20 protein-coding genes and 1 pseudogene are annotated in these 20,772 nt (G+C 34.7%); 15 read left to right on the plus strand and 6 right to left on the minus strand.

Annotated elements, in window-relative coordinates; translation table 11 throughout:
• Window positions 1-55: 55 nt before the first annotated feature.
• From EPU_RS12090 to EPU_RS08890, 14 genes are all read left to right on the plus strand, one after another.
• Window positions 56-1,129, plus strand: coding sequence for a glycoside hydrolase family 117 protein (locus tag EPU_RS12090; RefSeq protein ID WP_010168552.1), 1,074 nt, complete (start codon window positions 56-58; stop codon window positions 1,127-1,129).
• Window positions 1,130-1,221: 92 nt separating this feature from the next.
• Window positions 1,222-2,667, plus strand: a complete 1,446-nt coding sequence (locus EPU_RS08825) for an aldehyde dehydrogenase (protein ID WP_010168553.1) — start codon at window positions 1,222-1,224, stop codon at window positions 2,665-2,667.
• 100 nt (window positions 2,668-2,767) lie between these two features.
• Complete coding sequence (locus tag EPU_RS08830) at window positions 2,768-3,883, plus strand: mandelate racemase/muconate lactonizing enzyme family protein (protein ID WP_010168556.1); 1,116 nt, start codon at window positions 2,768-2,770, stop codon at window positions 3,881-3,883.
• Window positions 3,880-4,842, plus strand: coding sequence for a C-terminal binding protein (locus tag EPU_RS08835; RefSeq protein WP_010168559.1), 963 nt, complete (start codon window positions 3,880-3,882; stop codon window positions 4,840-4,842). Before EPU_RS08830 ends, EPU_RS08835 begins: the two co-directional genes overlap by 4 nt.
• A 21-nt stretch (window positions 4,843-4,863) precedes the next feature.
• Entirely contained in the window at window positions 4,864-5,868 is a 1,005-nt protein-coding gene (locus EPU_RS08840; protein WP_010168561.1) for a zinc-dependent alcohol dehydrogenase, read from the plus strand.
• Window positions 5,869-5,883: 15 nt separating this feature from the next.
• Window positions 5,884-6,645, plus strand: coding sequence for a glucose 1-dehydrogenase (locus EPU_RS08845; protein ID WP_010168562.1), 762 nt, complete (start codon window positions 5,884-5,886; stop codon window positions 6,643-6,645).
• Window positions 6,646-6,952: 307 nt separating this feature from the next.
• Window positions 6,953-7,966 carry a 3-deoxy-7-phosphoheptulonate synthase gene (aroF, locus tag EPU_RS08855; protein ID WP_010168564.1) on the plus strand — a complete coding sequence of 338 codons (1,014 nt, stop codon included), beginning with the start codon at window positions 6,953-6,955 and terminating at the stop codon, window positions 7,964-7,966.
• A 27-nt stretch (window positions 7,967-7,993) separates the two neighbouring features.
• Entirely contained in the window at window positions 7,994-9,055 is a 1,062-nt protein-coding gene (aroB, locus tag EPU_RS08860; RefSeq protein ID WP_010168565.1) for a 3-dehydroquinate synthase, read from the plus strand.
• On the plus strand, window positions 9,056-10,342 hold the full coding sequence (aroA, locus tag EPU_RS08865) for a 3-phosphoshikimate 1-carboxyvinyltransferase (RefSeq protein WP_010168566.1): 1,287 nt from the start codon (window positions 9,056-9,058) through the stop codon (window positions 10,340-10,342). It abuts the gene before it with no gap.
• Window positions 10,335-11,411 (plus strand): chorismate synthase, encoded by a 1,077-nt coding sequence (gene aroC, locus EPU_RS08870; RefSeq protein ID WP_029488284.1) that lies wholly within the window; start codon window positions 10,335-10,337, stop codon window positions 11,409-11,411. The genes aroA and aroC overlap by 8 nt, the downstream gene beginning before the upstream one ends.
• 13 nt (window positions 11,412-11,424) lie before the next feature.
• Window positions 11,425-12,240 carry a prephenate dehydratase gene (gene pheA, locus EPU_RS08875; protein ID WP_029488285.1) on the plus strand — a complete coding sequence of 272 codons (816 nt, stop codon included), beginning with the start codon at window positions 11,425-11,427 and terminating at the stop codon, window positions 12,238-12,240.
• Window positions 12,241-12,250: 10 nt separating this feature from the next.
• On the plus strand, window positions 12,251-13,849 hold the full coding sequence (gene aroE / locus EPU_RS12810; protein WP_052296497.1) for a shikimate dehydrogenase: 1,599 nt from the start codon (window positions 12,251-12,253) through the stop codon (window positions 13,847-13,849).
• 3 nt (window positions 13,850-13,852) lie between these two features.
• Window positions 13,853-14,278, plus strand: coding sequence for a type II 3-dehydroquinate dehydratase (gene aroQ, locus EPU_RS08885; protein ID WP_010168570.1), 426 nt, complete (start codon window positions 13,853-13,855; stop codon window positions 14,276-14,278).
• Window positions 14,279-14,300: 22 nt separating this feature from the next.
• Window positions 14,301-14,591, plus strand: coding sequence for a Dabb family protein (locus tag EPU_RS08890; protein ID WP_029488286.1), 291 nt, complete (start codon window positions 14,301-14,303; stop codon window positions 14,589-14,591).
• A 70-nt stretch (window positions 14,592-14,661) separates the two neighbouring features.
• Here the strand turns inward: EPU_RS08890 and EPU_RS08895 are convergent, their stop codons facing one another.
• From EPU_RS08895 to EPU_RS08910, 4 genes are all read right to left on the minus strand, one after another.
• Window positions 14,662-15,141, minus strand: coding sequence for a hypothetical protein (locus EPU_RS08895; RefSeq protein ID WP_010168572.1), 480 nt, complete (start codon window positions 15,139-15,141; stop codon window positions 14,662-14,664).
• A gap of 46 nt (window positions 15,142-15,187) precedes the next feature.
• A complete protein-coding gene (locus EPU_RS08900) occupies window positions 15,188-16,459 on the minus strand; it encodes a glycoside hydrolase family 28 protein (RefSeq protein ID WP_010168573.1) in 1,272 nt (423 codons plus the stop codon).
• Between the two features lie 19 nt (window positions 16,460-16,478).
• Window positions 16,479-17,735: a glycoside hydrolase family 28 protein gene (locus tag EPU_RS12100; RefSeq protein ID WP_010168574.1), complete on the minus strand. Its 1,257-nt coding sequence runs from the start codon at window positions 17,733-17,735 to the stop codon at window positions 16,479-16,481.
• Between the two features lie 206 nt (window positions 17,736-17,941).
• Window positions 17,942-18,844, minus strand: a complete 903-nt coding sequence (locus EPU_RS08910; protein WP_010168575.1) for a DMT family transporter — start codon at window positions 18,842-18,844, stop codon at window positions 17,942-17,944.
• 301 nt (window positions 18,845-19,145) lie between these two features.
• Between EPU_RS08910 and EPU_RS08915 the strand changes: the two genes are divergently transcribed.
• Entirely contained in the window at window positions 19,146-19,541 is a 396-nt protein-coding gene (locus EPU_RS08915; RefSeq protein ID WP_010168576.1) for a S1 RNA-binding domain-containing protein, read from the plus strand.
• Between the two features lie 92 nt (window positions 19,542-19,633).
• Here the strand turns inward: EPU_RS08915 and EPU_RS08920 are convergent, their stop codons facing one another.
• Together EPU_RS08920 and EPU_RS13960 are read right to left on the minus strand one after the other, a co-directional pair.
• On the minus strand, window positions 19,634-20,011 hold the full coding sequence (locus EPU_RS08920; RefSeq protein WP_010168577.1) for a beta propeller repeat protein: 378 nt from the start codon (window positions 20,009-20,011) through the stop codon (window positions 19,634-19,636).
• A gap of 570 nt (window positions 20,012-20,581) precedes the next feature.
• Window positions 20,582-20,772, minus strand: a pseudogene (locus tag EPU_RS13960) (amino acid ABC transporter permease); the annotation flags it as partial.

Consider the following 20,772-nt stretch of genomic DNA (forward strand, 5'->3'; position numbering starts at 1 on the left):
TTTTTGAATTATTGGACTAAGGTCTAAAATTTCTAAAAAAAAATTGGAGGAAAGCATGAAAAAAAGTTTGGCAACAATTCGAGCAGAAGAAAGAAATTATTTTCAATCACCTAAATGGTTTTGTGATTTTGTAGAAAAACCGATCCAAGGTCTCGAAAGAGAAGAAGGTGTTCACAGACGTGACCCTAGTAGTATAATTAAAGTAGATAATCTATATTATGTATATTACACTAAGTCTTATGGYCCTCATGTAGGGTTCAATACAGGAGACTTAAATGCCAAAGTTTTTCCTTGGGATTATTCTGAAATTTGGGTTGCAACATCGGAAGATGGTTATGTCTGGGAAGAAAAGGGCGTGGCAGTAACTCGTGGTGAAGCTGGTAGATATGACGATAGAAGTGTCTTTACTGTTGAAGTTATGAAGTATGATGGAAAATATTATCTTGTATATCAAACAGTACAACACCCATATGTAAATAGAAGTTTTGAAAACATCGCTATTGCGTGGAGTGATAATCCTCTAGGGCCTTTCCAAAAGTCTGATGAGCCGATTTTACGTCCAACTGGCGATGGAATTTGGGATACTGAAGAGGACAACCGTTTCTTGGTAAAGAAAAAAGGTAGCTTTGATAGTCATAAAGTGCATGATCCTTTATTATTCCATTACAGAGACAAGTTTTATCTGTATTATAAAGGTGAGCCTATGGGTGAAGAAATATTTATGGGAGGTCGCGAAACTAAATGGGGTGTAGCTATCGCTGATAGCATAGAGGGACCTTATATTAGAAGCGAGTATAATCCTATAACTAATTCGGGGCATGAAACTTGTTTATGGCAATATAAAGAAGGTATGGCAGCGTTTTTAAGAACTGATGGCGTTGAAAAAAATACTTTACAGTTTGCAGAGGATGGTATTAATTTTCAAATCATGTCAGTAATTAAATGGGGACCTGAAGCTTGTGGTCCATATAGACCAGACGAAATTATCACAGATGATCCTTTAGAGGGGATGAAATGGGGTATGTCGCATAGCTTGGGCAAACCAGGATGTCCTTATGGTTGCTTAGTTCGTTTTGATATCAATACTAAACAGCGTGATATTTATGCTGCTAGAAAAAAATACGAATAATAAATTGTATTCAATTTGGGAAAATTATTTGTTGTGATATCGGAATTTATCTTAATTTATTAATTGCTAATTTAGAAGGGAAGTTTATATCAATGATAGAATTAAAATGTTTAGTAGATGGCAAATTAGTTTCTGCGGCTGATGGTGCGGTAATCAAAGTAACCAGTTCATATGACGGTTCATTAGTTGGAACAGTACCAAGCTTTTCAAAAGAAGATGCAAGAGTATCTTTAGAAGCAGCACAGGCGGCAAAAGACGCATGGGCAAGTCTGACTTTTGTTAAAAGAGCAGAATATGTGAGTGAACTTGCAGACATTATTGATAGACATAGTGATGAGCTTGTAAAATTATTGACAAACGAGCATGGCAAAACTTTAGCCCAAGCGCAAGGTGAAGTGGCAGTCTCAGCTAAATTCTTACGTTATGCAGTGGAATCTGCAAGACGTGTAGAAGGCGAAGTTATAACAAGCGAATTAGAAAACGAGCATGCATTTATTACTAGAGTTCCTTATGGAGTTGTTGTTGGTATTGTAGCTTGGAACTTCCCTCTTGCTCTTGCTGCAAGAAAAATCGGTAATGCTCTTGTTTGTGGAAATACGATGGTAGTTAAGCCTCCTTCTGAGACTCCACTTACAGTTATGAAGTTTGCTGAATTTATTGAAAAAGAGAGTTCTATTCCAAAAGGCGTTCTAAGTTTTGTAACCGGTTCTGGACGCGTTTGTGGAGATGCTCTTGTTAGAAATGAAATTACTCAGTTGGTAACATTGACTGGTTCTACGGGAGCTGGAATTGAAGTATTTAAGGCTGCTGCAGAAAATGTTGTAGATGTGCATTTGGAGCTTGGTGGAAAAGCACCGTTTATTGTAATGGATGATGCTGATATTGATAAAGCGGCGAGATGTGCAGCTGTGGCTAGATATGATAACTGCGGTCAAATTTGTACGTGTAATGAGAGAATGTATGTTCATGAAAAAGTATATGACGAATTTAAAAATAAGTTTGTTGAACATTCTAAAAAATATATCGTTGGCGATCCAACTGATGCCAATACCACTATTGGCCCAAAAGTTTCGAAAGCAGAAGTTGCAAAGCTTAAAGAAATGAAAGAAAAATCTATTGAACAAGGTGGAAAAGTAGTTTACGAAATGACTGCGGACAATGTACCTACAGCTGAGGGAAATTGGTTCTATCCTACTGTATTAGAGGTTTCGGATAATAAAAATATTTTGATGCAAGAAGAAATTTTTGGACCTATGGTTGCTATGATGAAGATTTCTTCTTTGGAAGAAGCTATTAAATATGCAAATGACTGCGAATATGGCTTATCTGCTTATTTGTTCTCTGATAGTGTAAAAAATGCTATGATTGCTACTCAAAAACTTGAATTTGGAGAGCTATATATTAATCGTGAAAATGGTGAATTATTAAATGGTTTCCATAATGGATATAAAAAGAGTGGTTTAGGTGGAGAAGATGGTAAGTATGGTCTTGAAGGCTATCTTCAAAAGAAAATGGTATATCTAAATTATAATTATTAATAAGCTGTTTTTTTTGGAAATATAAATTTATAAATCTCAGTTGCTTCAATTAAGAGTGTGCTGAGATTTAAAAAAAGAATTTGAAAAGGTGGCAAATTAATTGAGTAAGATTTCAGATATAAAAGTTGATTATTATAAACTTCCTTTAATAGGAAATCTTGTGGATGCTCTTCACGGAAGACATGATTATTTTGAAGTTGTTCTTGCAACAGTTATTACTAGTGAAGGAACAAAAGGCGTTGGATACACTTATACAGGAGGTATAGGTGGTATTGCTATTGCTAAAATGCTAGAAATTGATCTTGCACCCAAAATGATTGGCAAAGAACTTCCTAGAATATCTAAGCATTTTGGTTATGAAGAATTTAGACAAATGAACTTAGATATGAATAATGCGATTCATTATGTAGCGCGTGGCGGAATTGCATCATTTGTGATATCGGCGTTGGATATTGCCATATGGGATGCTTCGTTAAAAGAAGCGAATTTGGCTATTGCAGATGTGTTTGGTACAAGGCAGTCAACTGTAAAAACGTATCATGGCGGTATTGATTTAATGCTTACAGAAAAAGAATTACTAGAAAGTTTGGATGTTAAGCTAAAAGAAGGACATACCAGAGTCAAAATTAAAGTCGGAAGAGAAAATTTAGTAGAAGATATTGATCGTGTAGAGGCTGTGCGTAAACTTGTAGGAAAAGATGCTTGGTTTGCTGTCGACGCAAATATGGTAATGCATCCAGATACTGCAATTCGTTTTGCTCAGAATATTGAAAAATATGATATCGCTTGGTTTGAAGAACCGACAAATCCTGACAAATATAAAGATTATGCTAAAATTTCAGAAAACACAATAATCCCTATTGCTATGGGTGAAAATTTGCACACTGCTTATGAACATGAGTTAGCTTTTGATATTGGCAAGGTTTCTGAAATTATACCAGATTGTTCTAATGTTTGTGGTATAACAGGATTTTTTGACGTTGCGCATCTTGCAAAAGTACGTGGACGAAATGTAAATTCACATGGAATGCAAGAATTGCATGTAAATGTTCTTGGTGCTGTTGATAATCCAGGACTTGTTGAATATCATAGCTTCCCAATATATTTATATACAAATGAGCCACGTATTGTTAAAGGTGGAGATCTTGTTCCAAGTAAAATACCGGGAACTGGTGTAAGTTTTAACTTTGAAAAAATGGAGAAGGAAAAACAATGAAAGTAATTATCACTGATAATGATCACGCTAATTTAAATGAGGAAATAGCTGTTTTTAATAAAAATGGTGTAGAATATGAACTTAAACAATGCAAGACAGAAGATGATTTGATCAATCAATGTAAAGGTTATAGCGTTTTTACAAATCAATATGCTCCTTTTACCCGCAAGGTATTAGAGGCGCTTTCACCTGAAATCAAACAAATTGTAAGATATGGTGTTGGCGTTAATAATGTTGATGTTGTTGCTGCTACCGAATTTGGTGTGCAGGTATGCAATGTCCCAGACTATGGGATGAATGAGGTTGCTGATCAGGCAGTTGCAATGATGATGGCGCTTATTCGTAAAGTGTGCTTAATGAATGAATATACAAAAAATGTTAAATGGGACTATGTAAGAGCAATTCCTATATCTAGAATACCTGGATTAACTGTAGGTATATTTGGAATTGGACGCATAGGAAAAACTTTTGCAAAAAGATTAAGTGGCTTTGGTGTAAAAATAATTGCTTGTGATATAGCATATGAAGTAGGAGAGACAGTTGATATTGCTGATGGAGTAAAAATTGTTGATTTTGAAACTTTAGTGAAAGAGTCTGATATACTTTCTATCCATACTCCATTTGATGAATCTACTGAGAATGTATTCAATTTGGATGTATTCAAGAAGATGAAAGATAGTTCGTATTTAATAAATGTATCTCGTGGTGGAATTGTAAACGAAGATGATCTGTATACTGCTTTAGTTGAAAAAATGATAGCAGGAGCTGCTCTTGATGTTGTTTTAGCAGAGCCTATGAATCCTGGAAATAAATTATTTGCATTGGAAAACTTTTTGATTAGTCCGCACATGGCTTGGTATTCTGAGCAATCTGCTAAAGAACTAAAAACGAAAGTAGCAGAAGAGGCTTGCCGTTTTGTAAAAGGTGAAGCAATTCTTTATCCAATAAATAAATTATAATTATTTAGATTGGAGATAGTTATGAAAGCAATAGTGTATAAAGGACCAAAAATGCTTGAAGTTGTGGAAATAGATAAGCCTATTCCAAAAGAAGGTCAAGTACTTGTAAAGGTTAATCGTGCCGGCATTTGTGGCGGAGATTTGGGTATTTATAAAGGTACTCACCCTAGAGCTAAGGCTCCTCTTGTTTTTGGACATGAATTTTCTGGTGTTGTCGAAGAAGATGGAAAAATTTTCAAAAAAGGGACAAAAGTTACAGTAAATCCAATTTATTCATGTGGAGACTGTGTGCCATGCAATTCGGGAGACCAGCATGTTTGTAATACTTTGCGTTTAGTTGGTATAGATCGTGATGGTGCTATGTCTGAGTATGTAGTAGTGGACGAAAATAAATTATACGAATTAGGCGATGAAATGTCTGATGAATTAGGTGCATTGATTGAGCCTATAGCAGTGGCAGTGCATTCTGTGCGCGAACCTGGATATAAGCCTGGCGATAATGCAGTTGTTTTTGGCGGCGGTCCTATTGGTCTTGCAATAGCATTTGTGCTTAAAAAATTTGGATGTACAAACTTGACTATTATCGAAGCTGATGACAAAAGAATTGCGATGGGTAAAGATTTTGGGTTTGATCTAAGAGATGCAAAAGGTTTAGACCTAGAAGCTCTTAAAGCAGAAAAAACTGGTGGCAATGGATTTGATTTTGTATTTGACTGTGCTGGAGTGGAGCCTGTTGCGGCACAACTTATTAAAGCAAGTAAAGTACGTGGAAAAATCGTTATTGTTGCTGGATATAAAACTCCTACAATGTTCCCTGTAAACGAAGGAATGTTTAAGGAAGTTGCATTTGAATTCGTAAGAGTATATCGTGACAAAGACTATGAAATTGCAGTTGAACTTGCAAAAGATGAGCCTATGTTTGAAAAGCTTGTTACCCATGTTCTTCCTGTAGAACAAGCACAAGAGGGATTTGATCTTCTTTTAACTCCTGGAACTGGAGCCATGAAAGTATTATTTAAATTTTAATTTTCGGAGGCAGAAATGGCAAATATTTTTTGTTTAAAAGGAAAAAAAGCGATTATTACTGGTGGAAGTCAAGGATTAGGTCTTGGAATTACAAAATCTATGCTAGAAGCAGGAGCAGATGTTTGTATTATAGCAATTGGAGATGCTCTTGCTAAAGCTGTTGCTGATTTTAAAGCTCAAGGATATAATGTTTGGGGCGTAGAATGTGATATATCTAAAAAAGAAGCTCTTGAAAAAGGATTTGCAGAGGCTCTTGAAAATTTAGGTGGAAAAATTGACATTCTTGTTAATAACGCTGGAATTCAACGTAGAAATAAATGCGAAGACTTTTTATATGAAGATTGGCTAGACGTTATTCAGATAAATTTGACAGCAGTGTTTACTTTGTGTCAGCTTGCAGGTCGTGAGATGCTTAAAGCTGGTTCTGGTAAAATTATAAACATGGCATCTATGCTAAGCTTTTTTGGTGGTCAAACTGTACCAGCTTATTCAGCAAGTAAAGGTGGAGTGGCTCAGCTTACAAAAGCATTTTCAAATGAATGGTCTGGTCGTGGTGTGAATGTAAATGCAATAGCTCCAGGATATATGGATACAGAAATGAATGTAGCTCTTATAAACAATCCAGATAGAAATTCGCAAATTCTTGCAAGAATCCCAATGGAAAGATGGGGAAAACCGGAAGACATTGGTGGTGTTGCTGTATTTTTGGCATCTGAAGCTGCAAATTATGTAACAGGTGCAGTAATCCCTGTTGATGGTGGCTATTTATCTAAGTAATTACTCTTAGAGTAGAGCCAAAATAAAATAGGTGACTCTTGACATATAAAAAAAATTCTTTATAATTAAATTCATGATGGTGAAAAATTAGAAAAGGAGGAAATTTTATGTCTAGCTCAATGAGAGTATTTGTTACACAATTTTTTGGCTTTTATTATGGCTATGAATATAGTCTAATAGTTGTGTGCAAAAATAACCTTATCGAGTTAGCTTAAACTTGTCCTTATATATTTCTAAGTATGAAGGAGGCTCCCGATTTGGGGGTCTCTTTTTTTACTATAACAACTAAATTATAAGGGGTGACGAAATGGTAATAATATTAAGATCTAATTTGTCGAGGTTAGAAATAGAAGGGTTAGTTTCGGAAATTGAGCACCTGGGTGTAAATGCTAGGATTACGGAAGGTACAGGTCAAACTATAATTGGGCTCGTTGGTGATACTACTAAAATAGATAGAAATAAATGGCAAGCAAATCCTCTTGTAGAAAGAGTTATGATTATACAAGAGCCGTTTAAACGTGCTAATCGTAGATTTAAAGCAGAAGATACGATCATCGATGTATGTGGCAAAAAAATCGGTGGAAAAACTTTAACACTAATTGCGGGTCCATGTTCCGTAGAAACAGAAGAGCAAATTGTTGCGATTGCGAGGGAAGTAAAAAAGCTTGGCGCAACAGCATTAAGAGGTGGGGCGTTTAAACCGAGAACTTCTCCATATAGCTTTCAAGGTCTAGAACTTGAGGGTCTAAAATTTCTTAAAATTGCTAGGCAAGAAACTGGATTACCAATTGTAACAGAAATTATGTCAACAGATATGATTGATACCTTTGCGGATGATGTGGATATAATTCAAGTTGGGGCAAGAAATATGCAAAACTTCGATCTTCTGAAGCAGTTAGGAAAAATTAATAAACCTATTTTACTGAAGAGAGGTTTGGCCGCAACAATAGAAGAATGGATTATGTCGGCAGAGTATATCATGGCAGGTGGGAACGATAATGTAATTTTATGTGAACGTGGAATTAGAACTGTAGAAAATTATACAAGAAATACTCTCGATATTAGTGCCGTACCGGTTGTAAAAAAACTTAGCCATCTTCCAATAATATTGGATCCAAGTCATGCAGCAGGATTAAATTGGATGGTTGATCCACTATCAAAAGCTGCTATTGCTGTGGGAGCAGATGGTCTAATTATAGAAGTGCATAATAATCCTGCACAGGCGTTATGTGATGGACAGCAATCAATTACTCCGGCAGAATTTGGTGAACTGATTGATAAATTGCGTGTTATTGCTCCAGTGGTTGGACGTGAAATATAATTTATTGAGAAAGTGAGGAGAGAATTTGTGAAAACGATTATTGTTAATTTAGGTGAAAATACTTATCCAATATATATAGAATCTGCTCTTTTAGAATCTGCAGGTTTTTTAATTAGACGTCATATTCCAAGTGCAAAAAAGATATTTATAGTAACAGATTCAAATGTTATAAGGCATTATGCAATGTCCGTAAAAGAAACTATCGCTAAAGAAGGGGTTGAAGTAACCCTAAAAATAATAAAGGCCGGAGAGAAAAGTAAAAATCTAAATGTATTAACATCGTTATATAACGATCTTGTAGAAGCGAAAATCACTAGAAGTGATGCTATAGTTGCTCTTGGTGGAGGTGTGGTTGGAGATTTAGCAGGATTTTTGGCATCAACTTATTTGAGAGGCGTAAAATTTGTTCAAATACCAACTTCGCTACTAGCACAGGTGGATTCAAGTGTGGGTGGAAAAGTAGCAATTGATTTACCAGCTGGAAAAAACTTAGTGGGTAGCTTCTATCATCCTTCTCTTGTTATAGTGGACCCAACGGTACTTGGAACTTTAGATAAACGATTTTTACGAGATGGCTTAGCAGAAGTGATTAAATACGCATTGATTAAAGATGAAGAACTATTTAATATTTTGAATAATGTGGAAGATATTGAAAAATTGGAATCAAGTTTTGCTGAAATAATTTATAGGTGTTGCAATATTAAAAAAGAAATAGTTGAAATGGATGAACGAGATACAGGCGAAAGAATGATCTTGAATTTTGGACATACAATAGGTCATGCGATAGAAACAGTATGTGGATATGAGGAATATACTCATGGAGAAGGTGTTTCTATTGGCATGAATGCGATCACTGGTATAAGTGAAGAAATGGGACTTACTGTTAGTGGAACTCATAAAAAAATTCTGCAGTTGTTAAAAAAATATGAACTGCCTACTGAAATGCCAAAAATAAATAAAGAGGAAATATTATCGGTGATGCAACTTGATAAGAAAAATCTAGATTCCAATTTAAATGTAGTTTTATTAGAAAAAATTGGTAAGGCTTATATATATAAAACAGATGTAACATTTTTTAGAGGTTTATAAATGAGTCGAATAAAATTGATGCCTACTATATTAAAAGGTGAAGTAGAAATACCGCCATCTAAAAGCCTTGCACACAGAGCAATAATTTGTGCAAGTCTCTCCTCTGGGGAGAGTATTATCTCGAACATTGATTATTCTGATGATATTATTGCAACTATTAGTGCAGTAAAGGCATTAGGAGCTAATATAAAAGAAGAAAGTAACACATTATATATTACAGGAATTCAAGGAAAAGCAGTAAACGATGCCATTATTGATTGTAATGAATCTGGCTCAACACTTAGATTTTTTGTTCCATTAGCTACCTTGTTTGCAGAGAGCGTAAGATTTGTAGGGCAAGGAAATTTAGGCAAACGTCCATTAACACCGTTTTATGAAATTTTTGATAAGCAGGCAATAGAGTATTCGTATGAGGATGATGAGTTAGACTTAACTATCCATGGAGAAATTAAAGCAGATACATTTGCTATTCGTGGAGATATAAGTTCACAATTTATAAGTGGATTACTTTTTGCGTTACCTTTATTAGATAAAGATTCTAAAATTGTATTGACCACTCCGCTAGAGTCTATAGGGTATATTGACTTAACATTGCAAATGCTAGAAATGTTTGGTATTAAAGTAGAAAATCAAAACTATGAAACATTTATAATAGAAGGAAAACAAAATTATAAGGCTATCAATTATAAAGTAGAAGGAGATTTTTCTCAAGCGGCCTTTTTTTTAGCTGCAGGAGCATTGGGCAATGATATAGTTGTTAAAAATATTAATATCAATTCTTATCAGGCAGATAAAGAGGTTGTGGCACTTTTAAAACAAATCGGAGCAGAAGTGGAAATAACATCTACAACAGTGAGAGCTAAAAAATCTAAATTAGACAATATAGTGATGGATGGTTCGGAATGTCCTGATATTGTGCCTATTATGGCATTAGTTTTGGCATTATGTAAGGGCAAAAATGAAATTAACAATGTTGCTAGATTGCGTATAAAGGAATGTGATAGATTAGCGGCAATAAATATGGAGCTTTCTAAGTTAGGTGCTAAGATACAGGAATTGCCAGATAGTTTAAAAATTGAAGGTGTGGACAAATTCAATTTAACAAAAGTAGTTTCGAGTCATAAGGATCACAGAATTGCTATGACACTTGCTATTGCAGCGACAGTTTGTGAAAATGAAGTTATATTGGAAGATTACGAATGCGTTTCTAAATCATATCCAGCTTTTTGGGAAGACTATCAAAGTTTGGGAGGCAAGATAGAGTATCTGGAGGCAGTCTATGAATAATACATTTGGAAAAAATATTGGAATTTCTATATTTGGAGAATCACATGGAGCAGGCATTGGAGTGGTAATTGGTGGACTTCCTGCAGGAATTGAATTRGATTTTAAGCAAATAGAAAAAGAAATGGAAAGAAGAGCTCCTGGACGAGATAAGCTTTCTACCGCTAGAAAAGAAAGTGATTTGCCAATAATTCAAAGTGGAATATGGGAAAATCATACTACGGGAGCACCTTTGTGTGCATTAATCAAAAATTCAGATACTCACTCTAAAGATTACTCCATTTTAAAAACTAATATGCGTCCAGGTCATGCAGACTATACGGGAAACATTAGATATGCTGGGTTCAATGATTATAGAGGAGGCGGACATTTCTCTGGGAGAATTACTGCACCTTTAGTGTTTGCAGGAGCAGTTGCAAAGCAGATATTGGATAAAAAAGGAATAACAATAGGCGCACATATATCTCAAATTGCTTCTATTAAAGATACAAAATTTGATAGTCAATCTGTAAGCTCAGATGATTTCGGTGTACTTTTGAAAAAGGAATTGCCTGTAATTGACGACTCCAAAATAGAAAATATGCGTGCTAAAATTTTAAATGCAAAAGCAGATGGTGATTCTGTGGGTGGAAAAATTGAGTGCGCTGTTGTAGGAATTCCTGCTGGACTGGGAAATCCATTTTTTGATTCAGTAGAGAGCATAATTGCTCATCTGGCTTTTTCGGTGCCTGCAGTAAAAGGAATTGATTTTGGCGCAGGAGACAAATTTGCTGAGTTTTATGGAAGTGAAGCAAACGATGAATTTTATATAAAAGATGGAGTAGTGGCAACAAAAACTAATAATAATGGAGGAATTTTGGGTGGAATTACAAATGGTTCACCAATTATTTTTGAAGTTATTATTAAGCCAACTCCATCAATTGCTAAAGAGCAGGATACTGTTAATATTGAAACTAAAGAGGAAGTAAAATTGCAAATTAAAGGAAGACATGATCCATGTATTGTTCAGCGCGCTGTTGTAGTTATAGAAGCGATTGCTGCAATTGCAATACTTGAATTATTAAATGAATAGGATGGGAAAATTTATGATTGTTGGTTACCAGGGTGTGCCAGGTTCTTATAGTGAGCAAGCACTAATTCAACTTTTTGGAAATGAAAAAAATACAAAATATTATAAGGAATTTGAAGATGTTTTTGCGGCATTAAAAAATGATGAAATAGATTATGGAATTTTACCTATAGAAAATTCTACGACGGGTTCTATTGTACAAAATTATGATCTGTTAAAGAAATATGGTTATTATATAACTGCAGAAACAAGCGTAAAAGTTGAACATAATTTGTTGGGAATATCAGGAGCAGCTATCGACGACATAACTCATATATTTTCACACCCTCAAGGATTTGAGCAAAGTACAATTTTTTTGAAAAGGTTACCTAATGTAAAGCATGTGGCATATCATAATACTGCAATAGGGGCAGAGTATGTAAAAAAGGAAGCAAAAAAGACAAATGCTGCTATTGCCAGCAAAAGAGCTGCCGAACTATATAATCTAGAAATTCTTGAGTCTAATATTCAGAATAATAAAGAAAATTGGACTAGGTTTATTGTTGTATCAAAAGAAGCTGAAAGTAATCAGTTTAGTAACAAGATGACCATTTTATTTGAAATTCCACAYAAAATAGGAAGCTTATATCATATATTAGAAGAATTCGCTAAATCAAAAATAAATATGTCAAAAATTGAATCAAGGCCAGTGGGTGACGGTACGTTTTCTTATTGTTTTTATATTGATATAGAAGGTAATAAAGATGATTACAATATAAAAAATGCATTTGAGAATATTAGTGAAATTACTAAAGATTTCAAAATACTAGGATTTTATAACAAAAATGTTTAGGAGGTCGTAGATGAATCTTGAACAAGCAAGAGGGCAAATCAATCAGATAGATAAAGAGCTTATGCAGCTATTTGTACAACGAATGGAATGTGTGATAGAAGTTGCAAAGTTTAAGTTGGAAAATGATATGCCAATTTTTCAGCCAGAAAGAGAAGATGAGATTATTCAGAATAATTTGGAGCTGCTTCAGAATGCTGGTTTGAAGCCTTATGCAAGAAAAATGCTAGTTTATTTAATGGAAATAAGCAAAGAATATCAATCGCATATTTTGGAAATTGAAAGTAATATTCCAAAGCTTGCAGCAAAAAARTATGGTTTGCTAGGTGAAAAATTATCTCATAGCTTATCGCCAGAAATTCATGAACATTTTTTCGAATTRGTAAATTTAAAAGCTAGTTATGTATTAAATCAAATTCACAAAAATAGAATAAATTCTGTAGTAGAGGCTGCGAAGTCTATGGATATRGATGGACTAAATGTGACTATTCCCTATAAGGAAARTGTTATTCCRCAGCTGGATAAAATTTCTGAAGAGGCTCATAAAATTGGAGCAGTAAATACTATTAAAATAGTTGGTGACAGAGCATTTGGTTATAATACGGATTATTTTGGAATTGGCGAAATGCTAGAGTTTGGTAACGTAGTTGTGAAAGCAAATGATTTTTATGTCTTGGGAGCAGGTGGTTCTGCAAAGAGTGTGGTATGTTATTTACTCGATCACGGTGCAACTAAGGTAGTTTTGGTAACAAGAAATAAAACTAAGGCAGCAGAGAATTTTAAAAACATAAAAATTATTGATTATGCGGAATTTGAAGAACTAGAAAAAGCATATTGCGTTATTAATACAACACCGGTTGGAATGTATCCTAATTGTGAGGCGAGTCCTATTAGTGAAGATAAAATTAAGTGCTTTAGCGCTGCAGTGGATTTGATATACAATCCTTTAGAAACCAATTTCTTAAAACTTGCTAAGACAAATGGGTTAATTGCAGTTAATGGATTATACATGTTAGTTGCTCAGGCTATTAAGGCTCAAGAAATATGGCAAGAACGAATATATCCTGCGACGATAATGGCTACTATTTATAAAAAATTAGAATCTATTCTAAAATTAAAGCAAGAGTCAATTTATTTGATAGGATTTATGGGAGCAGGCAAAAGTACAGTTGGTAAATTACTAGCAAAAACTTTAAATATACCGTTTGTAGATATTGATAATTATATAGAAGATACAGAAAAAGTTGCTATCAAAGAAATTTTTGCAAATTATGGTGAAGATTACTTTAGAGAACTAGAGTTTAAGGCATTAAGTCAATGCGATGATCTACCAAAGGTATATGCTACTGGTGGAGGGATTTTAACGAATACTTCTAGTAGAGAATATTTATCAAAAAAGCGATGCATTTATTTAAAAAATGATATTGATACACTTTATGAGCGAATTAAAGATGACGCCAATCGTCCATTAGTTGATACAAAAGAGAGTTTAGCACAAAGATTAGCAGATCGAAAAGAGGCATATGAAGGTGTGAGCTCTATGCAAGTATGTACTAAAAATTTGAACGTTACCGAAGTTGTAGAGAAGATTATTGAGTTAATGGGAGTATAAAAAATGAAAATTTGTATAATAAATGGACCTAATTTAAATTTTTTAGGAACTAGAGAACCCCATATATATGGACATGAAACTTTATCAGATATAGAAGCAGGCTTAGAGGCATTTGCACACAAAAATGGGATAGAGTTATCTTTCTTTCAGTCAAATTGTGAAGGTGAAATAATTGATCATTTGCAAAAATGCTATCATGATAAAATRGATGGAATTATAATTAATCCTGGTGCATATAGTCATACTAGCTATGCTATTGCAGATGCAATAAAGAGTATTAGCATTGATGTGATAGAAGTGCATATTTCCAATATCTATAAACGAGAAAGTTTTAGAGCACACAGTGTAACTGCAGCTGCAGCGGTAGGGGTAATTTCTGGACTGGGTACTGCGGGATATAAATTGGCGTTAAACTATTTTGTAAACTAAATATATCTAAGGAGAAATAAAAATGGTAAAGCATATAGTATTAATGAAAATGAAAGAAGAATCAAAAGCAAAGACAGAGGAATTTAGAGAGTTGCTAGTTTCTATGAAAGAGAATATYGCTCTAATTAAAACTTTAGAAGTGGGAGTTAATATAAAACCTAGCCCTCGTTCTTTTGATATATCTATAGAAGCATGTTTTGATTCAGAACAAGATTTACAGTCTTATTTGGATCATCCATATCATACTGGACCAATCTTAGAATTTTTGAGAGAAGTAACTAACGGAGTATCGGTAATAGATTACAATATTTAAATTGCTATTCAAATAGCAGTGCGTTTGTAAAAATTCCCCTATGCTGCATGTGAAACATAGGGGGTTATTTTTATTTGTCAAGCTTTTCAAGGAATGTGTTTACCATTTCAGCAATAATAATAATTATTGCTAGTCCGATAACTCCTTTTGTCGGAATCATGATACCTGGGGTAAAGTATGCTGCTATCCAGATGCTAAGAAAAGTAGAAATTATTGTTGCTATTACTCTGAGAAGAAATAGTGGRCCACTTTTCAATTTTGAGTTTCTTTTAAGAAGARCAAAAGAATAGTATATTGCTAGTCCAAAAATAAATTTGGCRCCCAGAATAATTAACGCAAAGATAATTAAATCACTGAAATCTTGAAATTGTATCTCGCTTACTTTCATCAAAAAAACATATGAACCCAAAACTGCCAATACGAGGATTGCTATGCCTATGACGGCAATGGCGAGCTTCTTCTGTTTCGCGGCAGCAACAGGACTGTTAATTTCTTTTTGAGCATCTGCTACTTTTTTTTCTGATTTCTTATCATTTGATGATGGAGCCATTTCTGCACCTCCTTTCACATGCATTTAGTAGCAGAGTGATTGCTACCTATTTATTAACATTCTCCAATATGACTTCTGGTAAACTAGAAGTATTCTCCAATTCAATGCTAACATTATCCATTATCAAGTTATCAATATTTATTGCAAAAATCTTTGAAGCCGGTGGAATGCCAATACGATTAAATTCCGGATATCCCGAACCTATTTCTGAGATTTTTTCTGATGCGGTAAATTCACCACTTTCAAATATCAAATCGATATTACTAAGAGTAATGTTTTCTAATTTGGTATTTGCCATACCTGTCATAGCAATTACTGCTGGATGCGGATTTAGTACTTTGGATGCATCATGTTTTAATGCATTTTTTACATTGCCAGATATATTTTTAATCGTAACATTAGAAATTTTTCCAGCAACGGTGCGAGTGTTCGTTTCATAGTAGCTGCGTAAACGGTTTCCGTTAGTAATAAAAATAGGTCCCGTAACATCCAAGAATGTTATATTTTCTACGACAATATCAGAAATATTTGCTCCATCTGCTGAAAGTATTTTGATCGCACCACCCTTAACATCGTGCATAAAGCAGTTTCGGATATGGATATTTTTTATATCGCCCATWGATTCGGTTCCAATTTTAAATGCTCCCCAGTTTGTGCAAAGCATGCAATCTTCGATTAAAATATTTTCACATGGAGAATCGTAAGTGCTTTTTATACAAACAGCATCGTCATCAGTATCGATAACACAATTTCGAATTACACCATTTTGAGATGAATTTATATCTATGCCGTCGTTATTGCCTCCAGTTCTACTGAAAATGGTAACGTTTTCGATAGTAAATCCATTGCATTTAGAAATACAGAGCATCCAGGCAGGTGAGTTTTTAAACAAAATTCCATCTAAAGTAATATTTTTACAGTTTATAAAATTGAGCAAAAATGGTCGCTTGGCATATCCTGGTAAATCTTTGCTAAAATTATGAAGTCTACCATCGATTACACAGCTGCCTTTTAACGAAATATTTTGTTTGCTATGCGCATATAGGAGACAACGACCGCGTTGAGAGCCAACAGCATCTACAAATAATTCTGCAGATCCTTCGTAGTCTGATAGCTGACTTGAGCCTATAATGGCAGTGCCAGTTTCAAATTCTATTGMAGTATTGTCTTTCATTTCTAGTAAACCTGTAAGATACGTTCCTTTGTTAAAAACCAAAATTTCTCCAGCGGCACTTGTTTGATTGATAGCATCTTGAATGGCTGCTGTTTGTATAGTTGTAAATGAAGGTAGGATATTAAAATCAGATAAATATTTCATTGAGCTCTCCTTATTTGAATCAGATAATACAAATATCTTTATTATGAGTTTTATGTTTTTCAGAAATTTGTAGTCCACTATAGTGTAAATTTTTGATATTTCTTGCAAAAAGTGCAGAAGCCGGAAGGTTGCCATGATAATTTTTGCATTCGCCACGGATATTGCTATGTGTTGGAATTTTAGAGTAATCGTTTAAAAATGGTGAGTCCTGTTTTCCATAAGTTTGCATAGTGACATTTTTAATGACAATATCGCTAATGGTGTTATCACCCTCGCAGTCGAGAACGATGCATGACGGTTGGTTTTCTACTAGTAGTTGTTTATTTTTATCGTAGCTGCGAGAAATAATATTGCTAAAAGTCATGTCAGAGATAACAGACGGAGTTTCTATCGCAGTTTCTGTATTAGTTTTTTCGCGAAATTTATTGGCAGTCATGAAAATAGGGCGCTGAACATTGTTCATAACTAAGTTGGTAAATGTCATATGAGATACATTTGATCCTTCTGCAGATTGAATTTTTAGTCCAGAACAATCAATATTAGAAAAAATACAATTGCTTACAGTCAGAAATTCAATTGGTCCACAGCTAAGAAGTCCGATTCTCATGCCTGCCCATCTGCTAGAGAAGATGCAATTAGTAACGACAATATTTTTACAAACGCGGTCAAAGTATGAATTTTGCAGACAAATACAATCGTCGCTGCAATCAAATTTGCAATTGGAGACAAAAACATTTTCACAACCATCAAAATCAAGGCCATCCCCATTGTTGTTAGCGCGAGATTTGATGTCAATACCATCAACCCAAATATTATTGCAGCCAATGAAAGCATTCGTCCAAGATGCAGGGTTGCGCAACTTGATATTAGTAATGCGGATGTTTTCACAATCAAGATATCTGAAAAGCATAGGCCTAAATTTCTTAAACTCACTGCCGCATCCATCAATTTCCCCTCTGCCAGTAAGTCCAATATTTTTGCACTCTTTGGCAAAGAAAAGGCACTTATCCATATGGGTCTCTCTAGTATACATCTGATGGTGAGTGTCATCTTTATAAAAATGTCGTTCAGTTTGAGCAATAATTTTGCCRCGTATACCCACTTCAATGGTGACATCATCTTTAAAATAAATAGTGCCCACTTTGAAAGTGCCATCGTCAACTAATACTATGCCGCCACCTTCAAAAGAACATTTATCGATTGCTTGTTGAAGACTATCGGTATCATCGGTTAAACTATCTCCTTTGGCTCCAAAGTCATAAATATTGTAAATCATATTAGATCCTCCTATTTTTCTTTCTATTATAAACATTTATATGTAAATAAATAGGGAGAGGGGGGTAAGTATTATGCGGTAGCGATTGCAATTGCAAAAGTAGAAGATACAGATGCAACGGCAATAAAAGATGCGGGATATACAAAGAGGCAAAGGAGGTATACGCACGTACTAGGTGATAGATAGCTGCCCATGAAAACTATATGTTAAGAAGTTTTTGAGGAAGTGTTGTTTTTCTGATATAGAAACATATATAATGAAGCTCCGAAGATTACAAAATATCCTATAACGCTTAGGATATCGGGTAATTCGTAAAACAAGAAATAGCTGATGATTGCAGAGAAGATTATATTGCTATAGTCAAAAATTGAAATTTCGCGAGCAGGTGCAAAGGAATATGCTAATGTTAGTGAAAATTGCGTTATTGTTGCAAAAACTCCGGCCAGCATTAGTGTAAGGAATTGAAATGATGTCATTGGTAAATAAAAATATATTGCAAATGGAAGCACTATAGCGCAGGAGACAGCACTAAATGCGAATACTGTTCTATAGTAGGGCTCCGTCTTTAAAATGCGCAAACAAGTATAGCCGGCACCAGCGCTGAGAGCACCTAATATTCCAGAAATACCAGGGATCATATCCGAGTTGAAGCTTGGCTTTAGTATAAGTAACGCACCTAAAAAGGCAATTGTAATGGCGACTATTTGATTTCGATTTATATGTTCCTTTAAAAATAAGTATGAAAATAAGATTACAAATAGCGGAGATAACTTGTTGAGCATTGTGGCATCGGATAAGACAAGCTTCTCTATTGCATAGAAGTTAAAAATTATTCCAGCTGTTCCGAGTACTGCACGCAAAATTAAATATTTTCGATTTTCGGGTTTGCCAACAAAACTGCTTTTATGTTTAAGCACTAGGGCAGTGGCAATAAACAGACTGATGAGATTTCTGAAGAAAACTTTTTGAAATATTGGCAGTGGCCCCACTATTTTAATACAAGCTGACATAAGTGCAAAGCTAAGAGCAGATACTAGTATAAACAAAATGCCTTTGGTGCGATTGTTAAGACGGGTAAATTTCAACTTGGATTTGTTCATCGTTTGCATATTTTATTATTCTCCTTTTCTAAAAAATATTTTACCCATTAATTGGCGAAAAAATTAGTACATATTATATGTAATAATTACTAATAATAAGAGTATCATCCTAGAGATGATCAGGGGAAAAAGGTTGAGAGGGGTAAAATTGTACACTCACACTTGTTTATATAAAAGTCGTGCTTTACGGGGGTTTAGCACGACACAATAAAAAAAGTAAAAATTAACTATTTTTTAACTAATTTTTACTTTACTATTTACATAGATAGTGGTATGATATTAGAAAATAAGTATAGGAGAATTGCTGAATATGTCAGAAAAAATTGAAGTTGGCCAAATCTTAGAAGGAACAGTTACAGGAATTAAACCATTTGGAGCATTTATTTCGCTACCAAACTCATACAATGGATTAGTGCATATATCCCATATTACGCATGGATATTTAGAAAATATAGCAGACGCAATTAAAATTGGAGACGTTGTGAAAGTTAAAGTGTTGACTGTCGATCTCACAAACAACAAAATATCCCTTTCGATTAAAGAGGCTCTCGAAAAACCGAAGCAGGAGGAACGTCCAAAACCACGTTATAACAAACCTAAAAAAGAGCCAGAAGTAGTAATTGATGGTTTTGAAGCATTGATGAAGGGATTTTTAAAAGATTCTACGGAGCGTCAAACAGATATTAATCGTCGATTAAATAGATAAGAAAACGGAAGCCACCTAAATTATAAAGGCGGCTTTTTTGTTGCGATAAAATTAGCAGATACCCTATTGGCTAATTTTACCAAAATTCCAAATTAGTGGATCGTATCCTTGAAAAATCCTGTCGCGCAAGAAGCAGCCCATAATGTATCTTCTTCAATGGGGTCAAAGCATATGTGGCTTATTTTACTAGAAGGCCCTATTCCGGTGTTCACTTTCTCAAAGGTTTTTCCCGCATCCTCAGAATAGTAAAGTCCACAATTTAAACCATCTAAAATTTTGGCAGCCCCGACGCTGACTAACATTCTATCTTCGTTTTTAGGATCTGTGGCAACTTCCACGACAAATGGCATCTCTCCGGCGTGAGCCAAGCGATCTCCCATAGCATACATGACTTCGGGATTTGCGGGGATAAATGCTATTGCAGAAGTGGGTTGAGGGATTGTATTTTTGTAATCGACATCTGTTGCCAACTCCCATGCAGCAGTTTCGCCGACAACGAAATAGATCGTGTTAACTGCATGTAATAGGAAGGGTTTTTTCGCCCTGTGGAATAAGCACAGTTAAAATGAAAATTTTGAAAGGCTGGCAAAAGAGTAGACTGCATTTACAAATGGCTTTTGTGTAATGCTACTTTGTGATCCGGCCAGAGCTGCGATATTTACAGGGCACCCACCGCATCAAAATGGATGGCAGAAACAGCGGATCCGTTATTGGAGGGATCGATACCGAGTGAAAAGTATAAGTGTATATCACAGAAAATAAAAGCGTTAACAAATAATTAAAAAACAACAGCCAAAATGGCGAAAGTAGTATCAGCTAAAATTGAGAAAATTGCAGAGGAAAATTATGGGTATTTAATCGCGCAAACCCTTGATGGATATGGCATAGGGCGTATGAGCATGTACCACGTGAGACATGAAAATTGATGCAATAATTATTGTTGATGACGGATATATTTTATGTAAAAAATTGAAATCATAAGCAAAGGATACAGAGTGAAAATTAGACCCCCTTCAGAAATATGAAAGGGGTCTTTTATTTTAATCGTAGTAGCTGAGACGCATCTCGAGTTTTTCCATAAAAGTTTGCACTATAAAATTGAAGACGAAGTAGAATATCCCTGCTATAACGAAAGGTAACATCGTGGTTTGGGCACTGGCAATTTGCTTTGCAATGGTGAAAATTTCTGCAACAGCCAAAACAAATGCAAGCGTGGTATCTTTGATTAAGG

It is taken from the genome of Candidatus Epulonipiscium viviparus (assembly GCF_000171335.1).
In the GTDB taxonomy this organism is placed as follows: Bacteria; Bacillota; Clostridia; order Lachnospirales; family Cellulosilyticaceae; genus Epulonipiscioides; species Epulonipiscioides viviparus.

Excerpts from the sequence above, each read along its gene's own strand:
- EPU_RS08910 (WP_010168575.1), bottom strand. The coding sequence starts at position 18,844 with ATGCAAACGATGAACAAATCCAAGTTGAAATTTACCCGTCTTAACAAT.
- EPU_RS08915 (WP_010168576.1), top strand. The coding sequence starts at position 19,146 with ATGTCAGAAAAAATTGAAGTTGGCCAAATCTTAGAAGGAACAGTTACA.
- EPU_RS08845 (WP_010168562.1), top strand. The coding sequence starts at position 5,884 with ATGGCAAATATTTTTTGTTTAAAAGGAAAAAAAGCGATTATTACTGGT.
- aroA (WP_010168566.1), top strand. The coding sequence starts at position 9,056 with ATGAGTCGAATAAAATTGATGCCTACTATATTAAAAGGTGAAGTAGAA.
- EPU_RS08840 (WP_010168561.1), top strand. The coding sequence starts at position 4,864 with ATGAAAGCAATAGTGTATAAAGGACCAAAAATGCTTGAAGTTGTGGAA.
- EPU_RS08835 (WP_010168559.1), top strand. The coding sequence starts at position 3,880 with ATGAAAGTAATTATCACTGATAATGATCACGCTAATTTAAATGAGGAA.
- aroF (WP_010168564.1), top strand. The coding sequence starts at position 6,953 with ATGGTAATAATATTAAGATCTAATTTGTCGAGGTTAGAAATAGAAGGG.
- EPU_RS08825 (WP_010168553.1), top strand. The coding sequence starts at position 1,222 with ATGATAGAATTAAAATGTTTAGTAGATGGCAAATTAGTTTCTGCGGCT.